This is a genomic window from Sphingomonas sp. PEI4, from assembly GCF_056679955.1.
Window position 1 is genome coordinate 1932743 of sequence record NZ_CM155258.1, and the last position, 16202, is coordinate 1948944.

At 66.5% G+C, this 16202-nt stretch carries 20 protein-coding genes; 13 read left to right on the forward strand and 7 right to left on the reverse strand.

Features of this window, described 5'->3' with window-relative positions; translation table 11 throughout:
* Positions 1-83: 83 nt before the first annotated feature.
* From gmk to AC1MLZ_RS08845, 5 genes are all read right to left on the reverse strand, one after another.
* Positions 84-734 (reverse strand): guanylate kinase, encoded by a 651-nt coding sequence (gene gmk / locus AC1MLZ_RS08825; RefSeq protein WP_480961311.1) that lies wholly within the window; start codon positions 732-734, stop codon positions 84-86.
* Between the two features lie 72 nt (positions 735-806).
* Positions 807-1007, reverse strand: a complete 201-nt coding sequence (locus AC1MLZ_RS08830) for a hypothetical protein (protein WP_480961312.1) — start codon at positions 1005-1007, stop codon at positions 807-809.
* A complete protein-coding gene (locus tag AC1MLZ_RS08835) occupies positions 1004-1216 on the reverse strand; it encodes a hypothetical protein (protein ID WP_480961313.1) in 213 nt (70 codons plus the stop codon). Before AC1MLZ_RS08835 ends, AC1MLZ_RS08830 begins: the two co-directional genes overlap by 4 nt.
* A 119-nt stretch (positions 1217-1335) precedes the next feature.
* The gene (gene fumC, locus AC1MLZ_RS08840; protein WP_480961314.1) at positions 1336-2724 is read right to left on the reverse strand and encodes a class II fumarate hydratase; all 1389 of its coding nucleotides are present in this window, start codon (positions 2722-2724) and stop codon (positions 1336-1338) included.
* A gap of 187 nt (positions 2725-2911) precedes the next feature.
* The gene (locus tag AC1MLZ_RS08845; protein ID WP_056489744.1) at positions 2912-3397 is read right to left on the reverse strand and encodes an SspB family protein; all 486 of its coding nucleotides are present in this window, start codon (positions 3395-3397) and stop codon (positions 2912-2914) included.
* A 71-nt stretch (positions 3398-3468) separates the two neighbouring features.
* On the opposite strand from AC1MLZ_RS08845, the gene hisB reads away from it, so the two are divergent.
* The 8 genes from hisB (at position 3469) to AC1MLZ_RS08885 (ending at position 9298) form a co-directional block, all read left to right on the forward strand.
* Entirely contained in the window at positions 3469-4056 is a 588-nt protein-coding gene (gene hisB / locus AC1MLZ_RS08850) for an imidazoleglycerol-phosphate dehydratase HisB (protein WP_254685179.1), read from the forward strand.
* Positions 4057-4165: 109 nt separating this feature from the next.
* Complete coding sequence (hisH, locus tag AC1MLZ_RS08855) at positions 4166-4771, forward strand: imidazole glycerol phosphate synthase subunit HisH (protein WP_480961315.1); 606 nt, start codon at positions 4166-4168, stop codon at positions 4769-4771.
* Positions 4768-5505: a 1-(5-phosphoribosyl)-5-[(5-phosphoribosylamino)methylideneamino]imidazole-4-carboxamide isomerase gene (hisA, locus tag AC1MLZ_RS08860; protein WP_480961316.1), complete on the forward strand. Its 738-nt coding sequence runs from the start codon at positions 4768-4770 to the stop codon at positions 5503-5505. The genes hisH and hisA overlap by 4 nt, the downstream gene beginning before the upstream one ends.
* 217 nt (positions 5506-5722) lie before the next feature.
* Positions 5723-6511: an imidazole glycerol phosphate synthase subunit HisF gene (hisF, locus tag AC1MLZ_RS08865; RefSeq protein WP_480961317.1), complete on the forward strand. Its 789-nt coding sequence runs from the start codon at positions 5723-5725 to the stop codon at positions 6509-6511.
* Positions 6512-6517: 6 nt separating this feature from the next.
* Entirely contained in the window at positions 6518-6691 is a 174-nt protein-coding gene (locus tag AC1MLZ_RS08870; protein WP_480961318.1) for a hypothetical protein, read from the forward strand.
* Positions 6692-6735: 44 nt separating this feature from the next.
* The gene (locus AC1MLZ_RS08875) at positions 6736-7056 is read left to right on the forward strand and encodes a phosphoribosyl-ATP diphosphatase (protein ID WP_480961511.1); all 321 of its coding nucleotides are present in this window, start codon (positions 6736-6738) and stop codon (positions 7054-7056) included.
* Between the two features lie 140 nt (positions 7057-7196).
* Positions 7197-7574: a histidine triad nucleotide-binding protein gene (locus AC1MLZ_RS08880; protein ID WP_480961319.1), complete on the forward strand. Its 378-nt coding sequence runs from the start codon at positions 7197-7199 to the stop codon at positions 7572-7574.
* A gap of 110 nt (positions 7575-7684) precedes the next feature.
* Positions 7685-9298, forward strand: coding sequence for an amino acid permease (locus tag AC1MLZ_RS08885; protein ID WP_480961320.1), 1614 nt, complete (start codon positions 7685-7687; stop codon positions 9296-9298).
* A gap of 127 nt (positions 9299-9425) precedes the next feature.
* On the opposite strand, the gene AC1MLZ_RS08890 is transcribed toward AC1MLZ_RS08885, so the two are convergent.
* Complete coding sequence (locus tag AC1MLZ_RS08890; RefSeq protein ID WP_480961321.1) at positions 9426-10424, reverse strand: adenosine kinase; 999 nt, start codon at positions 10422-10424, stop codon at positions 9426-9428.
* Between the two features lie 559 nt (positions 10425-10983).
* Between AC1MLZ_RS08890 and AC1MLZ_RS08895 the strand changes: the two genes are divergently transcribed.
* The 3 genes from AC1MLZ_RS08895 (at position 10984) to AC1MLZ_RS08905 (ending at position 12714) form a co-directional block, all read left to right on the forward strand.
* On the forward strand, positions 10984-11673 hold the full coding sequence (locus AC1MLZ_RS08895) for an EI24 domain-containing protein (RefSeq protein ID WP_480961322.1): 690 nt from the start codon (positions 10984-10986) through the stop codon (positions 11671-11673).
* Positions 11670-12041 (forward strand): hypothetical protein, encoded by a 372-nt coding sequence (locus AC1MLZ_RS08900; RefSeq protein WP_480961323.1) that lies wholly within the window; start codon positions 11670-11672, stop codon positions 12039-12041. Before AC1MLZ_RS08895 ends, AC1MLZ_RS08900 begins: the two co-directional genes overlap by 4 nt.
* A 199-nt stretch (positions 12042-12240) precedes the next feature.
* Complete coding sequence (locus tag AC1MLZ_RS08905; protein WP_480961324.1) at positions 12241-12714, forward strand: Hsp20 family protein; 474 nt, start codon at positions 12241-12243, stop codon at positions 12712-12714.
* Between the two features lie 8 nt (positions 12715-12722).
* On the opposite strand, the gene queG is transcribed toward AC1MLZ_RS08905, so the two are convergent.
* Entirely contained in the window at positions 12723-13946 is a 1224-nt protein-coding gene (gene queG / locus AC1MLZ_RS08910) for a tRNA epoxyqueuosine(34) reductase QueG (protein WP_480961512.1), read from the reverse strand.
* 59 nt (positions 13947-14005) lie between these two features.
* Here queG and AC1MLZ_RS08915 point away from each other — a divergent pair, with 59 nt between their 5' ends.
* Positions 14006-14947 (forward strand): ABC transporter ATP-binding protein, encoded by a 942-nt coding sequence (locus AC1MLZ_RS08915; protein WP_480961325.1) that lies wholly within the window; start codon positions 14006-14008, stop codon positions 14945-14947.
* A complete protein-coding gene (locus tag AC1MLZ_RS08920) occupies positions 14944-16176 on the forward strand; it encodes an ABC transporter permease (RefSeq protein ID WP_480961326.1) in 1233 nt (410 codons plus the stop codon). The genes AC1MLZ_RS08915 and AC1MLZ_RS08920 overlap by 4 nt, the downstream gene beginning before the upstream one ends.
* Positions 16177-16202: the final 26 nt, after the last annotated feature.

Here is a 16202-nt window from a genome sequence, read left to right on the forward strand (position 1 = left end):
CCGGTTGGCGAACGCTGCGACCCGGAACGGGGAGATCCCAGCTTTCGCTGGGATGACGGGTTGGCGGGGCGTTGCGCTCAGCCTCAGCGGGTCAGGCGGCGGATAAAGCCGATCAGGCCGGTCTGGCGCGAGCGCTTGAGGCGTTCGGCGGCGAGGATCGTCTTCACGCCGCGGATGCAGCTGTCGACGTCGTCGTTGACCAGCACGTAGTCATAGCCGTCCCAGTGGCTGACCTCGTTCGCCGCGCGGGACATGCGGGCTTCGATCACCTCTTCCGAATCGGTGCCGCGACTTGTCAGGCGGCGGTGGAGTTCTTCCATCGATGGCGGGAAGATGAAGACGCGGACGACGTCGCCGCCAGCGATCTGGAACAGCTGTTGCGCGCCCTGCCAGTCGATGTCGAACAGCACGTCCTTGCCGGCTGCCAGCAGCTCCTCGACCTGCGCGCGCGGGGTGCCGTAGCGATGGTTGAAGACGTGCGCCCATTCGAGGAACTCGTCCTTCGCGACCATGTCGCGAAAGCCCTCGAGGTCGGTGAAATGGTAATCCTTGCCGTCGACTTCGCCGGGTCGCATCGGCCGGGTCGTGACCGAGACCGACATCTCAAGTTCGTGCTCGTCCGCGAGCAATCTGCGTGCGATGGTCGACTTGCCGGCGCCGGACGGCGAGGACAGGACGAACAGGACTCCGCGACGACGGAAACCATGCGGGTCGGACGGAAGTGTGTGGGGCATGCGCGCCCTTGCCGCGGACTGCGCATGGGCGTCAACCCATGCGCGGCCCGTGCGTGGTATTCCGGAGCCTGATTAGTAGCCCGCCTTGCGCGCCTTGTTGCGGTCATAGGCCTTCTTCGCCGCGTAGCCGCCGCCGAGGACCATGCCGAGAGGGCCCATGCGGCGAAGTACGCTCATCGCGACCACGCCCTTGACCGCACCCGAGGTGCCGCCCGAACCGTCGCGAGGGCCCATTTCGCGGCCAACCAATGCACTGATGATACGTCCGATCATGATTCCACCTCTCCGAAAACCTGGTCCTTGAGTTCCGCCGCACCGCGCAGCACCGCCCAGCCGATCGCGTAGGTCACGGCGACGGGCACGACGATCTTGAGAACGTTGGCGGTGACGGCACCGATGATCGCGCCGTCCGCGTTGCCGTCGTCGCCGCTGAGCGAGTCGATGCCTGCGCCGATCAGCGCGCCAATGGTCGTTGCGCCCACGTAATTTCTCCTGTGCGTGTGGCGGGTCAGCGCGCGACGGGCGTTTGGGTTCCCGACCTCAGCAAACCCCGAGCCCGTCATCCTGAGGAAAGTCAGGATGACGGAGTGAGTGCGGGGTGTCAGCGACCGAGCATCGATTCGGGTTTGACGACGCGGTCGAAGGTTTCGGCATCGACCAGGCCCAATGCCAAGCCGGCTTCCTTGAGCGTCAGGCCTTCGGCGTGCGCGTATTTGGCGATCTTCGCGGCGGCGTCGTAGCCGATCTCGGGGGCGAGCGCGGTCACCAGCATCAGCGAGCGGTCGAGCAGTTCGGCGATACGGCCGCGGTTTGGTTCGATGCCGTCGACGCAGCGTTCCGCGAACCCTTCCATCGCGGTGGCGAGCAGGTCGATCGAGCGCAGGACGTTGGCGCCGATCAGCGGCTTGAAGACGTTCAGCTCGAGATGGCCCTGCATGCCGCCGACCGTCACCGCGACGTGGTTGCCCATCACTTGCCCCGCGACCATCGTCAGCATCTCGGTCTGGGTGGGATTCACCTTGCCGGGCATGATCGAGCTGCCGGGCTCGTTCGCTGGGAGGTCGATCTCACCGAAGCCGCAGCGGGGGCCGCTACCCAATAGGCGGATATCGTTGGCGATCTTGGTCAGCGCGACGGCCAGCGTGTTGAGCGTGCCGGAGAGGTGGACGAGCGGGTCGTTCGACGCGAGTGCCTCGAACTTGTTGCGTGCGCTGACGAACGGCAGGCCGGTGATTGCGGCCAGTTCGTGTGCGATCGCATCGCCGAAGCCCGCGGGTGCGTTGAGGCCGGTGCCGACTGCGGTGCCGCCTTGGGCGAGGATTACCATCCCGTGGCTGATTGCGGGCTCGATGCGGGCACGGCAGCGGTAGATCTGGTGCGCGTAGCCGGAAAATTCCTGGCCGAGCGTGAGCGGAGTCGCGTCCTGGAGGTGGGTGCGGCCGATCTTGACGATGTCGTCCCAGGCGTTGGCCTTCGCGTCGAGCGATGCGTGGAGCTTGTCGAGTGCGGGGATCAGGCGGTGCGTGGTGGCAATCGCGGCGGCAATGTGGAGCGCAGTCGGGAAGCTGTCGTTCGACGACTGGCTCATGTTGACGTGGTCGTTGGGGTGGACCGGGGACTTGCCGCCGCGGGTGCCGGTGAGGGCTTCGTTGGCGCGGCCGGCGATGACCTCGTTGACGTTCATGTTCGACTGCGTGCCGCTGCCGGTCTGCCAGATGACGAGCGGGAATTGGTCGTCGAGCTTGCCGTCGATGACTTCCTGCGCGGCGGAGTCGATGGCGTCGGCGATCTTTGCGTCGAGACCGTGCGAGCGGTTTACGCGGGCGGCGGCTTGTTTGACGAGGGCTAGCGCGTGGACGATCTCGATCGGCATGCGTTCGCGGGTGGCGAAGGGGAAGTTCTCGATCGAGCGCTCGGTCTGCGCGCCCCAGTAGGCCGTGGCTGGGACTTCGATGGGGCCGATCGTGTCGGTTTCTGTGCGGGTGGTCATGGGGAGAGAACCTTCCGAGGCTTGCGTAGGATCCCTCGCCCCTCAGGGGAGAGGGAGGGAGGAGCCGCAGGCGACGGAAGGGTGAGGGGCTTGAGGCTCAGGACGCGCGTCCCAACTCCCCCTCACCCTTCCCGCCGCAAGCGCGGCGGGCCCCTTCCCTCTCCCCGGTGGGGAGAGGGAGATTGGGTCACTTTTTCCGCTTGAAATCCACGGCCACGACGTTCGAACCATCTTCGATCGGCACAGCCGTCGGGCCGTCGTTTTCCGCTTCGTCATGGTCGCCGAGCGCGTCTTCCGCACCCTCCTGCGCCTGGAAGCGGAGTTCGAAGCTTACCGCCGGATCCTGGAACGCGGTGATCGCCGAGTACGGGATCACCAGTTTCGACGGCACCTGGTTGAACGAAAGCCCGATCGAGAAGCGCTCGTCGTCGACGATGAGGTCCCAGTAGCGGTTCTGCATGACGATCGTCATCTCGTCCGGGAAACGCTCGATCAGCCGCTTGGGGATGTCGACTCCAGGGGCCTGCGTCTTGAAGGTGATGTAGAAATGATGCTCGCCGGGAAGCCCGCCGGCCTCCGCGACCGATCCGAGGACGCGGCCGACCACGGCACGCAGGGCTTCTTGTACGATCTCGTCGTAGGGAATCAGGCTATCGGGCAGTCCATCGGTCATATCCCTTGGGTAGCGTCATTCGATTGGCGGTCAAGATTGCATGCGTCGTGGCGCACGTTATGGGAGGTGGCATGCGCACCGCCACGATCACCCGCTCCACCGCCGAGACGGCGATCGACGTCACCGTGAACCTCGATGGGACCGGCGTGTACGACGTCGAAACCGGGGTCGGTTTCTTCGATCACATGCTCGAACAATTGTCGCGACATTCGCTGATCGACCTTCGCGTGCGGACCAAGGGCGACCTGCATATCGACGAGCACCACACCGTCGAGGATACCGGCATTGCGATCGGGCAGGCGTTCGCGCAGGCGCTCGGCGACAAACGGGGGATTGCGCGGTACGGCGATGCGCTTTCGCCGATGGACGAGACTCTGACGCGGGTGGCGCTGGATATTTCCGGCCGGCCCTGGCTGGTGTGGAAGGATCTGTTTTCGCAGAAGCGGCTCGGCGGCATGGATACCGAGATGTTCGAGCATTTCTTCCACAGCTTTGCGCAGGCGGCCGGCATCACTCTGCACGTCGAGACGCTGTACGGGACGAACAACCACCATATCGCGGAGGCGGCGTTCAAGGGCGTGGCGCGGGCGCTGCGGACCGCGATCGAGATCGATCCGCGCAAGGCCGACGCGATTCCGTCGACCAAGGGGATCCTCTGATGCTCCCCTCCCGCTCGCGGGAGGGGTCGGGGGAGTGCCTGGCCTCGATCGTCGGACTCGCGGCTATGTCACTCCCTCCCCTAACCCCTCCCGCAAGCGGGAGGGGGATTTGACGCTGGCGTTGATCGATTACGGTGCGGGGAACCTGCATTCGGTCGAGAACGCGTTGCGGACCGCCGGGTGTGTCGATCTGGTCGTGACTTCGGACGCTGACGTGGTGGCGAAGGCCGAGCGGATCGTTCTCCCGGGCGTCGGGGCGTATGGAGCCTGTGCGGCGGCGTTGCGGGCTGTTCCGGGAATGGTCGAGGCGCTCAACCGGCGCGTTCGCGACGAGGGTACGCCGTTTCTGGGGATCTGCGTCGGCATGCAGTTGATGGCCGATGCGGGCGAGGAAATGGGGACGCATGCCGGGCTCGGCTGGGTGCCGGGGCGTGTGCGGCGGCTGGAGCCGGGCACGATGGAGGCGAAGGTGCCGCATATGGGGTGGAACGACGTCGTTCCGACCGTAGCGCATCCGCTGATCGAACCGGGCGAGGCGTACTTCCTGCATAGTTTCGCGTTCGAGGGCGCGGACGTGCTCGCGACGACCGAGCATGCCGGCGCGGTCACCGCGGCGATCGGTCGCGACACGATGATCGGCGTGCAGTTTCATCCCGAGAAGAGCCAGCGCTACGGCCTGGCCTTGCTCGAACGATTCCTGGAGTGGCGGCCGTGAGCCTGATTATCTTCCCCGCGATTGACCTCAAGGCGGGTCAGGTCGTGCGTCTTGCCGAGGGCGATATGGACCGGGCGACCGTCTATGGCGACGATCCCGCGGCGCAGGCCATGTTGTTTGCCGAGGCTGGCGCAGAGCATCTGCATGTGGTCGATCTCGACGGCGCGTTTGCGGGGGCTTCGGTCAACGGCGATGCGGTGCGGGCGATCGTGGCGCAGTTTCCGGGGCATGTGCAGCTTGGCGGCGGAATCCGGACGCGGGCCAGCGTCGAGGGGTGGTTCGATCTGGGCGTCTCCCGTGTCGTGATCGGGACGGCGGCGCTGGAGGATCCTGAGTTCGTGCGCGGCGTGGCGAAGGATTTTCCGGGTGGGATCGTCGTTGCGGTCGATGCGAAGGACGGCATGGTCGCGACCAAGGGCTGGGCGGATGTGTCGACCACGAGCGCGGTCGATCTGGCGCGGCGGTTCGAGGATGCGGGGGTGGCGTCTTTGCTGTTTACCGACGTGGGCCGTGATGGGATGCTGAAGGGGTGCAACGTGGACGCGACGGTCGATCTGGCGCGGTCGGTGGACATTCCGGTAATCGCTAGCGGTGGCGTGAAGGGGATTGCCGAGATCCACGTGCTGGCTTTGCATGTGCGCGATGGCGTCGAGGGCGTGATCACGGGGCGGGCGTTGTATGATGGCCGGCTCGATCTTGCTGCGGCGTTGAGCGTGGCGAAGGCAGCAGGATGATTCACGCGGAGACGCGGAGACGCGGAGAGAAGTTGAGCGCCGCAGGCAGGAATTTGTTCGCGCAGAGGCGCAGAGGCGCGGAGGGTAAGAAGTTAAGCTCGTCCTCCTCTCACTCTCTCTGCGCCTTTGCGCCTTTGCGCGAAATATTCTTCTTAGCGGCTTTGCCGCGTCTCCGCGTCTCCGCGTCTCCGCGTGAACACATTCTACGGCCCAGCGCATGACGGTTCGCGCACGCGTGATTCCGTGTCTCGACGTCGCCGATGGCCGCGTGGTGAAGGGTGTGAATTTCGTCGAGTTGCGCGACGCCGGCGATCCGGTCGAGCAAGCGCGAGCGTATGATGCGGCCGGAGCGGACGAACTGTGCTTTCTCGATATCGGTGCGAGCCATGAAGGCCGGGGTACGATCCTCGACGTCGTGCGACGGACCGCGGCGGTGTGTTTCATGCCGTTGACGGTCGGCGGCGGCGTGCGGACGGCGGACGATGCGCGGGCGCTGTTGCTGGCGGGGGCGGACAAGGTGGCGGTCAATTCCGCGGCGGTCGAGCGGCCGGAACTGGTTGCCGACATCGCCGAACGCTTCGGCAGCCAGTGCTGCGTCGCGAGCGTAGACGCGCGCAAGTCCGGCGAAGGTTGGGAGGTGTTCACGCATGGTGGCCGGCGCGCAACCGGGATCGATGCGATCGCGCACGCCCTCAAGCTAGCCGAATTGGGCGCAGGCGAATTGCTCGTCACCTCGATGGACCGCGACGGGACGCGCAGTGGCTATGATCTCGACCTGATCCGGGCGATATCCGACCGCGTCGGCGTGCCGGTGGTCGCGAGCGGCGGGGTCGGCGGGCTAGACGATCTGGTGGCGGGGATCCGCGACGGACATGCGAGCGCGGTGCTGGCAGCGTCGATCTTCCATTTCGGGCAGGCATCGATCGGCGCCGCGCACGCGGCGCTGGCGGCGGCCGGCATCCCGGTGCGGACGCCGGTTCGCTCGCCATTCCCCGCCGCGGCCTGACGCGCGATGCCGACCCTCCCCTTTCTCGCGGTGGAATCCGGGCATAGCGGCGTGGCGCATCCGATGACCGGATATGCGGCGTCGGATGCTGCCCTGTTCGCGTTCGCAGTGGTCGGCGTGTGGCTCGTGCGGCGCGCGCTGCGCAAGCGGTTTGCGAAGAAGGCACCGCCCAAGGATTGACCCGCCAGCCCGCCTGCGTCAGCACGCAAGCCATGGCAGACCCAATGGCAGACCCCGTATTCGACCGTCTCGAAGCGACCATCCGCGAACGCCGCGATGCGCCCGCCGACACCTCGTACACTGCGAGCCTGTTCGCAAAAGGCCGCCCGAAGATCGCGCAGAAGCTCGGCGAGGAAGCCGTCGAGACGGTGATCGCAGCGTGCTCGGGCGACGAGGCGAGCATCGTGCCGGAAGCGGCGGATCTGATGTTTCACCTCGCGGTGCTGCTGGCCGATGCGGGGCTGAGCTTGGACGACGTGCGCGCGGAGTTGGAGCGGCGCGAGGGTGTCGGCGGGTTGGTCGAGAAGGCTGGGCGGACGGGATGAACCCACGCATCGTCATTCCCGCGGAGGCGGGAACCCATACAGGCTAGCCGTGCAGTATAACCGTAGGCGTTCGAGGATATGGATCCCCGCCTTCGCGGGGATGACGAAAGTGGGTATGTTCCGGCGAAAGGAGCTTGCCCATGCCGATCGACGCCACCCGGCCTTATGACGACCAGAACATCTTCGCGAAGATCCTGCGCGGGGAGATTCCGTCGAAGCGGGTCCATGACGACGAGTTCGCGATCGCGTTCCACGACATCAACCCGCAGGCGCCGACTCACCTGCTCGTGATCCCCAAGGGCGCGTACGTCTCGTGGGACGATTTTTCCGCGCGGGCATCCGATGCGGAGATCGCCGGGTTCATCCGCGCGGTTGGCAGCGTTGCCCGTGCCGCGGGGCTCGTCGAACCCGGCTATCGCCTGCTCGCCAACATCGGTCAGGACGGACACCAGGAGGTGCCGCATCTGCATGTTCATGTCTTCGGCGGACGCCCGCTCGGGCCGATGCTCGCGCGATAGGGCAGCTTTCCGGCACTAAAGGATTGCGCGTAACAAAATTGCCATTAGGCTCGCCCGCTTGAGCAAGGGGCCTTTTGACCCGGCCCTAGCAATCCCCGGGGGGTATTGAATTGATTTTTGGTCGCGTGAAATCGCTGGATGCCATTTTGGCGACGGCGGAAAAAAAGGGCCTGGCGCGAACGCTGAGCGCCTTCCAGCTGACGCTGTTGGGCGTCGGCGCGGTCATCGGCACGGGTATCTTCGTGCTGACGTCCGAGGCCGCGCAGAAGGCCGGGCCGGGCATGTTGCTGAGCTTCGTCGTGGCAGGCTTTGTCTGCGCGGTCGCGGCGCTCTGCTATTCCGAGCTCGCGTCGATGGTGCCGGTGTCGGGCTCGGCCTATACCTACACCTATGCCGTCACGGGTGAGTTGCTCGCCTGGATGGTCGGCTGGGCGCTGATCCTCGAATATGCGGTCGGCGCGAGCGCGGTCGCGGTGGGGTGGTCGAACCATCTGGCGGGGCTGCTCGACGGGATCGGGTTCCACATCCCCAACGGCTTGCGCAACGCCGACGCGCTGATGGCGAACGTCCAGGTGGCATTCGGCGCGACGCCCAACGCCGATCTGCAGACCGCAATGACGGTAGGCGGCTTCATGAACCTGCCTGCGGTGATCGTCATCGGGCTCGTCACGTGGCTGTTGGTGGTTGGCACGACCGAGAGCGCGCGCGTCAACGCGGTGCTGGTGCTGATCAAGATCGCCGCGCTGACCGCGTTCATCGCGCTGACGATCCCGGTGATGAAGGCGGAGAATTTCCAACCGTTCCTGCCCTACGGCGTCGGCAATCCGCTGAGCTCGTCGGGCGTCGGCGTGCTGGGTGCGGCGGCGTCGATCTTCTTCGCCTATGTCGGGTTCGATGCGGTTTCGACCGCGGCGGAGGAGACCAAGAACCCGCAACGCAACGTGCCAATCGGGCTGATCGCCAGCCTTGGGATCTGTACGCTGTTCTACCTGCTGGTCGCATCGGGCGCGATCGGTGCGATCGGGGCAGCCCCGGTGACGAGCGCCGATGGCGGCATATTGGCGCCGGGTTCGGCCGAGATGGCCGGACGTTGCGCTGCGATCGTCGCCGAGGGCGCGATGGAGCCTTTGGTGTGTTCCAAGGAAGCGCTCGTTCACGTGCTTCAGGTTATCGACTGGCCGATCATGGGCCGGCTGGTCGGCCTTGCTGCCGTGCTCGCGCTGCCGTCGGTCGTGCTGATGATGATGTTCGGCCAGACCCGCGTGTTCTTCACGATGGCGCGTGATGGTTTGCTTCCGGCCAAGCTCGCGTCGATCCATCCTAAGTTCCGGACGCCGCATGTCGTTACGGTCGTGACGGGCATGGCGGCTGCCGTGGCGGCGGCGATTTTGCCGGTCGGCAAGCTCGCCGATTATTCGAATGCGGGGACGCTGTTCGCGTTCATGATGGTGGCCATTTCGGTGATGGTGCTGCGTCGCACCGACCCTAGCCGTAAGCGGCCGTTCCGTACGCCGGCGGTGTGGATCGTCGCGCCGCTCGCGATCATCGGCTGCGTCGGACTGTATCTGTCGCTGCCGCTGACGGCCAAGCTGGTCCTGCCGGGCTGGGGCGCGATCGGGTTGGCGATCTACTTCCTGTATAGCCGCTCGCGGAGCCATGTCGGGCTTGGGCTGGACGATCGGGCCGCGGTCGATGACGATCGGGCGCCTCCGGGCACGCTCTGAGGCGGGACGCGAAAAGGGCCGCGGGAGGAAACTCCCGCGGCCCTTTTTTTGTGCCTGCGCTAGAAAGCTTGTTCTCCCGCGAAGGCGGGAGCCCAGTCTGGGTCCCCGCCTTCGCGGGGACACATGCTCAGCCGATGTGCTTGGCGGCGAGTGCCTTCATGTCGACCATCGGGCGGGCGCCGACATGGCTGATGATCTCGGCCGCGCAGACCGCCCCGAGCTTCAGCGACGCCTGCAGGTCATAGCCCTGCGCCTGGCCGTGGAGGAAGCCCGCCGCGAACAGGTCGCCGGCGCCGGTGGTGTCGACGACCTTGGCGATCGGCTCGGCCTTGACCTCGGCGCGGGTGCCGTTCTGCAGCGCGCAGGCACCGTGTTCGCCGCGGGTGACGACCAGGGTCGGGACTTGGGCTGAGATCTTGGCGACCGCTGCGTCGAAGTCTTCGGTCTCGGCGAGGGCTGCGAGTTCGCCTTCGTTGGCGAACAGGATGTCGATCAGGCCGTCCGACAGGAGCTGGCGGAAATCGCCGCCGTGACGCGAGATGCAGAACACGTCGCTGAGCGTGAAGGCGACCTTGCGCCCTGCCCCGCGTGCGCAGTCGATCGCGGCGCGCATCGCGGCGCGCGGCTCCTCTGGATCCCAGAGATAGCCTTCGAGATACAGGATCGCGCTGTCGGCGATCATCGCGGTGTCGATCGCAGCGGCGGGGAGGAACTGGCCGGCGCCGAGGAAGGTGTTCATCGTGCGCTGGCCGTCGGGCGTGACGAAGATCAGGCAGCGGCCGGTGGTCGGGTCGCCGGCGCGGACGGGGGTCGCGAACTCGATGCCGATGCTGCGGACGTCATGCGCGAAGACCTGGCCGAGCTGGTCGTCGGCGACCTGGCCGATGAACCCGCATTTACCGCCGAGCGCGGCGATGCCCGCAACCGTGTTGGCGGCCGATCCGCCGGAGATTTCCATGCCCGCCCCCATCTTGGCGTAGAGCGCGTCGGCTTCCTCGGACGAGAACATGAGCTGCATCGAACCCTTGGCGACGCCGATTTCTTCGATGAACGCATCGTTGGCGGTGCTGAGGATGTCGACGATGGCATTGCCGATCGCGACGACGTCGTAGGTTGGGTTGGGCAAGGGGACACTCCGGGATACGGGAAAGCCCTGCCGTAAATGGCGGGGGGGATTGGTGCAACTGGTGTGCGGGACGCGCGGGGACGTGGCCAACGTCATCGAGACCATCGGAGCTGGAACAGGCCACCACCCCGGCGGAGGCCGGGGCCCAGGTGGAAAGGTGGTCGTAACGGAACGCCGTCCGCCGTTATTGACGTGCCCCAACTGGGCCCCGGCCTCCGCCGGGGTGGTGGCCTTTGTTGGTGGCTTCCACGATCTCACTCGGTTCTAGCGGTTACGCCGGTTACGCCGGTTACGCCGGTTACGCCGGTTACGCCGGTTACGCCGGTTACGCCGGTTACGCCAGTTACGCGCCGTAGGTGGTGGGCGATCCATGCCCACATTGCAGCCCCGCGCCCTGTTCCCTCGCGAACGCGGGGGGCCAGGGTCTCGGGCGGTGTCGTGGTTTAGCTGGGCCCCCGCGTCCGCGGGGGAACGGCTATGCGTTCTTTCAGGGATCGCGCGCACCTACAAATCTCGGCGCTTCGTTGACCTTCCGCCGCCCTCGCGTCATCCCGTCCGAATGATCCGTGCCCTCCTCCTATCGCTCCGGCAGCTCACCGATCCGCCCGTTCTCCGCGTGTTCGTGAAGTCGATGGCGGTGACTTTGCTCGTGTTCGCCGTCGCCGGGGTCGGCGTATGGTGGGGGACGCAGGCGGCGTTGGCGGCGTGGCTTGGGTGGGATGCGGACGGGCTGGCGGCCGCGTTCGCACTTTTCGTCACCATCCTCGCGCTGTGGCTGTTGTTCCGCGCGGTCGCGATCGCCGTTGTCGGAGTGTTCGCGGACGAAGTGGTCGCGGCGGTCGAGGCTCGGCATTATCCCGATGCGCTGAGGACCGCGCGGCCGGTGCCCTTCGCGCGCAGCCTAGCCATGGGGCTCCGATCGGCCGCCCGCGTCGTGCTCGTCAACCTCATCATGCTGCCCGTCTACATCGCGTTGCTCGTCACCGGGGTCGGCACGGCCGCCGCGTTCTTCATCGTCAATGGCTGGCTGCTCGGGCGCGATTTGGGGGACATGGTCGCGGCACGGCATATGGACGCGGCGGCGATGCGGGGCTGGCGTGCGACGACGCGGCCGGGGCGGTTCGCGCTGGGACTTGCGAACACCGGGCTGTTCGTGGTTCCGGTCCTCAACATCGCCGCGCCCGTGCTCGGAGCGGCGATGGCGACGCATTATTTCCATACGCAGTATTTCAGCAAAGGCCGGCCATGACGCGATTGACGACGATAGGGATCGCGCTGGCACTCGGCAGCGGGCTGGCAGGCTGCGCGGCCCCCGTCGCCAAGCCCGCGGTAGGCCGCCCGGCGATAGCGTATACGAGCGTCGGGCTCGAACGCGTGCTCGGCCAGGATGCCGCCGGGCTGACCAAGCTGTTCGGCCAGCCCGACGCCGACGTGCGTGAGGGCAGCGCGCGAAAACTCCAGTTCCAGAGCGGCATCTGCGTGCTCGACGCGTATCTCTATCCCAAGGGATCGGACGCGCCGCGCGTCACCTATCTCGACGCGCGAGAACCGGACGGCAGCGCGATCGACCGCGCGAGCTGCGTGGCGGCGCTTACCCGGCGCGAGGGAGGACGGTAGCGTCATAACCACCTGATCTGGGGGCCAATCCGGTAGCGAAAAAATCGCTACAAAAAAAATTCGTCCTCTCTTGAACAGCGCCCTGGCCAAACCATCTTGCCGGCGCCGGACGCGATCTTTCGGTCCGGCGTCACCTGAGGGCACCGGCTCGGTATCCGGTGTTCCTCGTGCTCAGATTGCTCATGAGGAGGATTTGGATATGAGGACCAACTTCGATTTCGCCCCCTATCGCCGGTCGACGGTCGGCTTCGATCGGCTGTTCGACCTGCTCGAAACCACGGCGCGGACGGACGCCCCGGAAGGCTATCCCCCGTTCGATATCGAGCGTGAGAGCGAGGACAGCTATCAGATCACGCTGGCGGTGGCGGGCTTCCGCCCCGACGACATCGAGATCGTCGCGCAGAACAACCAGCTGACGGTGACGGGCCGACGCCCGGACGACCGCGACGAGAGTCGTTTCCTGCACCGCGGGATCGCGACGCGCGCCTTCGAACGGCGGTTTCAGCTGGCCGACTTCGTCCAGGTGCAGAACGCGCGCTTCGACAACGGGCTGCTCATCATCGCGTTGAAGCGTGAGGTACCCGAGGCGATGAAGCCGCGCCGGATCGAGATTTCGGGAGCCCCGGCAAACGACCGGATCGGTGCCCCCGAAAGCGACCGGGACGTCGCCTAAAACGGGGCTTAAAACGGGAGGACGCTGCCGGCGCTGATGTCGGCAGCGTCCTTCGCGTCCATATGCGCAGACGGTGCCGGATGGGTGGGCAGCGTGTCCGCAGATCCCCAAGCAGTGCGAACGCCCTCGTCGACTTCCTGCAGAAAACGGCTGGCGCGTTCGTCTTGGAACCGTGTGGGATCGAGTTGCCCCAGCGCCCAGATCGCGGCATCGCGGACGACCGAAGCCGGATCGTCCAGCAATAGCGCAACCGGTGCGACCAAGGCGGCATTGCCGCTGTTGCCCGCCGCGATCAACGCGTTGCGGATCATCCTGGCCCGGCCGATGCGCTTTATTGGCGAGCCGGCGAAGACTTGGCGGAAGCTGGCGTCGTCGAGCGCGAGGATGTCGGCGAGTTCGGGCGCGATCAGTTCCGCGCGGGGATGGAAGGCCAGGTTCGCGTTGGCCGAGGCGGCGAACTTGTTCCAGGGGCAGACGGCCAGGCAGTCGTCGCAGCCGTAGATGCGGTTGCCGATCGCGGCCCGGAATTCGTGCGGGATCGGGCCTGCGTGCTCGATCGTGAGGTAGGAGATGCAGCGGCGAGCATCGAGCTGGTATGGCTGCGGGAACGCGTCGGTCGGGCACGCACGCTGGCACGCGTCGCAACTGCCGCAGGTATCGACGCCGCCCTTGTCCGGTTCCAGGTCGAGCGTGGTGTAGATCGCGCCGAGGAACAGCCAACTCCCATGCTCGCGACTGACGAGGTTGGTATGCTTGCCCTGCCAGCCGAGACCTGCAGCTTCGGCCAGCGGCTTTTCCATGACCGGGGCGGTATCGACGAACACCTTCAGGTCGAACGGTGCCACGTCGCGCCCCGCCTCCGCCGCCAGCCAGCGCCCGAGCGCCTTCAACTGGCGCTTCACGACGTCGTGATAATCCGGCCCCTGCGCGTAGACAGAGATGCGCCCTACCCCGCCCTCGTCCGCGAGCCGCAACGGATCGTCCTTCGGCGCATAACTCATGCCGAGCGCGATGACGCTGCGCACTTCGGGCCAGAGACCGGCGGGGCTTTCGCGGTGGTGCTTGCGCTCCTCCATCCAGATCATGTCGCCGTGGCGACCGTCCGCCAGCCATTGGTGGAGCCGTTCGCCCGCGCGTGGCGCGGCGTCGGCGTGCGCGATTCCGCAGGCGACGAAGCCCAGCTCCGCCGCTTTGGCCCGAAGGCGATCTTCTAAGGCGTGTCTGTGTTCCAGCTTGTCTTGCGCCACGTCGGACCGCTACCACGAGGCCACCCTCGGGAGGAAGATTGCGCGTGAACGATGAATGGGCGGTCACCGCGAACGGGATCGTGAAGCGGTTCGGCGATCGGCGCGTGGTCGACGGGGTGGACATGATGGTGCCGCGCGGCTCGGTGTACGGCGTGCTCGGGCCTAACGGCGCGGGCAAGACGACGACGCTGCGGATGCTGCTCGGGATCATCGAGCCCGACGAGGGATCGCGTACGCTGCTCGGGTTCGACAATCCACGCGATGCGAGCGACCGGGTCGGGTATCTCCCAGAGGAGCGAGGCCTGTATCCGGCGATGAAGGCGCGCGAGGCGATCGCGTTCCTGGGGGCATTGCGCGGGCTCGACTGGAAGACCGGGCGGGAGCGTGCGGTGGTGCTGATGGAGGCCGCGGGCCTTGGCCATGCGGTCGACGAGAAGATCCGGAAATTGTCGAAGGGCATGGCACAGCTGGTGCAGCTGCTCGGCTCGGTGGTGCACCAGCCCGATCTGCTCGTGCTCGACGAGCCGTTTTCGGGGCTCGATCCGGTCAACCAGGAGCGGCTGGAAAAGCTGATCCTGAATGAGCGGGACCGCGGCGCGACGATCCTGTTCTCGACCCATATCATGAGCCACGCCGAGCGGCTGTGCGACCGGCTGGCGATCATTGCCGGCGGTAAGCGCCGGTTCGAGGGGACCGTGGCGGATGCGCGCGGGATCCTGCCACAGCGGGTACAGTACACGCCGCATCGGCCGGATTCGGCGATCCGCGGGGTGCTTCCGGCGGATGCGGTGGCGGACGGGAATAGCTGGCGGTTCGAACTGCCGAACGAGGGGATCGAGAGCTTGCTCGTGAGGCTGATCGACGCAGGGTACGGGATTTCGGGGCTGTCGATCGAACGGCCCGGCCTGCACGAGGCGTTCGTCCGGATCGTCGGCCAGCATGCGGATGTGTCGAACGAGGCCGCCCCCTTGGAGATTCGGGCATGACGCGCTTCCGCCGGACTCTCCGCCAGACGCTTACGATCGCGCGGCGCGACTTCATCGCCACGGTGTTCACGCCGATCTTCCTGCTGTTCCTGTTCGCGCCCGCGATCATGGGGTCGTTGAGCGTCCTCGGCGGCATAAGCGCGGCCAGCGTCGGTGACGGCGCGCAGGACAAGACGCGGATCATCGTGATCGCCCCCCCTGGATCTTCGCGCTCGCTCGACGAGGCCGACACGCAACTGCGGGACATATTCCGCGACGACGAAGTTCCGCCAAAACTGGCGACCGTCGCGCCGACCGCCGATCCGGCCGCACAGGCGCGTGCCGCGTTCGAGACGAAGGACGTCGATGCGTCCGCGGTGCTGTACGGTCCGCTCGATGCGCCGCAGATCCTGTATGGGCCGCGCGGAAAGCGGTCGGCGGACTATCTGGGGTTGCTCGCGCAGACGACGCTGGCCGCGCAGAAGCTCGGCGGCGCGCTGCCAACGATCGCGGCGACCAAGACGCAGATCACGCGCTCGACGACGTCGGTCGGTGGCCAGCACCAGTCGGCGTTCTTTGCGGTGTTCGGAATCTTCTTCCTGACGCTGTTCCTGTCGGGCCAGGTCGTCGGCACGATGGCCGAGGAGCGCAACAACAAGGTGATCGAGGTGCTCGCCGCCGCGGTGCCGCTCGAATCGGTGTTCTTCGGCAAGCTGATCGGGATGTTCGGCGTGGCGGTGCTGTTCGTCGCGTTCTGGGGCACCATCGTTACGCAGATCACGTCGCTGATGCCGGCCGCTGCGGCGGTCGCGTTGGGCGACCTGACGCCTGCAGTCGGCGCGCCGATGTTCGCACTGCTGTTTGCCGCGTATTTCAGCATGGCGTATCTGTTGTTGGGGTCGGTGTTCCTCGGCGTGGGCGCGCAGGCATCGACCATGCGCGAGATCCAGATGCTGTCGCTGCCGATCACGATCCTGCAGGTCGCGATGTTCGGTCTGTCGTCGGCGGCGGTGTCGCGTCCCGGCAGCTGGATCGCGACGTTTGCGGAGCTGTTCCCGCTGTCGTCGCCGTTCGCGATGGCGGGCCGTGCGGCGAACTCGCCGGAGCTTTGGCCGCATGTCGCGGCGCTGGCTTGGCAGGCGTTGTGGGTGACGATCTTCATCACCGTCGGCGCGCGTCTGTTCCGGCGGGGGGTGCTGCAGTCGGGGAGTGCTCGGCCGTTTTGGCGGCGGAAGGCGAAGGCGGTTTGACAAGCCCGCTCCGCCCCCATCTCCAA

What these genes read in the sequence shown, in the direction of transcription:
- gmk (WP_480961311.1), bottom strand. Translation starts at nt 734, where the DNA reads ATGCCCCACACACTTCCGTCCGACCCGCATGGTTTCCGTCGTCGCGGA.
- AC1MLZ_RS08830 (WP_480961312.1), bottom strand. Translation starts at nt 1,007, where the DNA reads ATGATCGGACGTATCATCAGTGCATTGGTTGGCCGCGAAATGGGCCCT.
- fumC (WP_480961314.1), bottom strand. Translation starts at nt 2,724, where the DNA reads ATGACCACCCGCACAGAAACCGACACGATCGGCCCCATCGAAGTCCCA.
- AC1MLZ_RS08845 (WP_056489744.1), bottom strand. Translation starts at nt 3,397, where the DNA reads ATGACCGATGGACTGCCCGATAGCCTGATTCCCTACGACGAGATCGTA.
- hisB (WP_254685179.1), top strand. Translation starts at nt 3,469, where the DNA reads ATGCGCACCGCCACGATCACCCGCTCCACCGCCGAGACGGCGATCGAC.
- hisF (WP_480961317.1), top strand. Translation starts at nt 5,723, where the DNA reads ATGACGGTTCGCGCACGCGTGATTCCGTGTCTCGACGTCGCCGATGGC.
- AC1MLZ_RS08870 (WP_480961318.1), top strand. Translation starts at nt 6,518, where the DNA reads ATGCCGACCCTCCCCTTTCTCGCGGTGGAATCCGGGCATAGCGGCGTG.
- AC1MLZ_RS08875 (WP_480961511.1), top strand. Translation starts at nt 6,736, where the DNA reads ATGGCAGACCCCGTATTCGACCGTCTCGAAGCGACCATCCGCGAACGC.
- AC1MLZ_RS08880 (WP_480961319.1), top strand. Translation starts at nt 7,197, where the DNA reads ATGCCGATCGACGCCACCCGGCCTTATGACGACCAGAACATCTTCGCG.
- AC1MLZ_RS08895 (WP_480961322.1), top strand. Translation starts at nt 10,984, where the DNA reads ATGATCCGTGCCCTCCTCCTATCGCTCCGGCAGCTCACCGATCCGCCC.
- AC1MLZ_RS08900 (WP_480961323.1), top strand. Translation starts at nt 11,670, where the DNA reads ATGACGCGATTGACGACGATAGGGATCGCGCTGGCACTCGGCAGCGGG.
- AC1MLZ_RS08905 (WP_480961324.1), top strand. Translation starts at nt 12,241, where the DNA reads ATGAGGACCAACTTCGATTTCGCCCCCTATCGCCGGTCGACGGTCGGC.
- AC1MLZ_RS08920 (WP_480961326.1), top strand. Translation starts at nt 14,944, where the DNA reads ATGACGCGCTTCCGCCGGACTCTCCGCCAGACGCTTACGATCGCGCGG.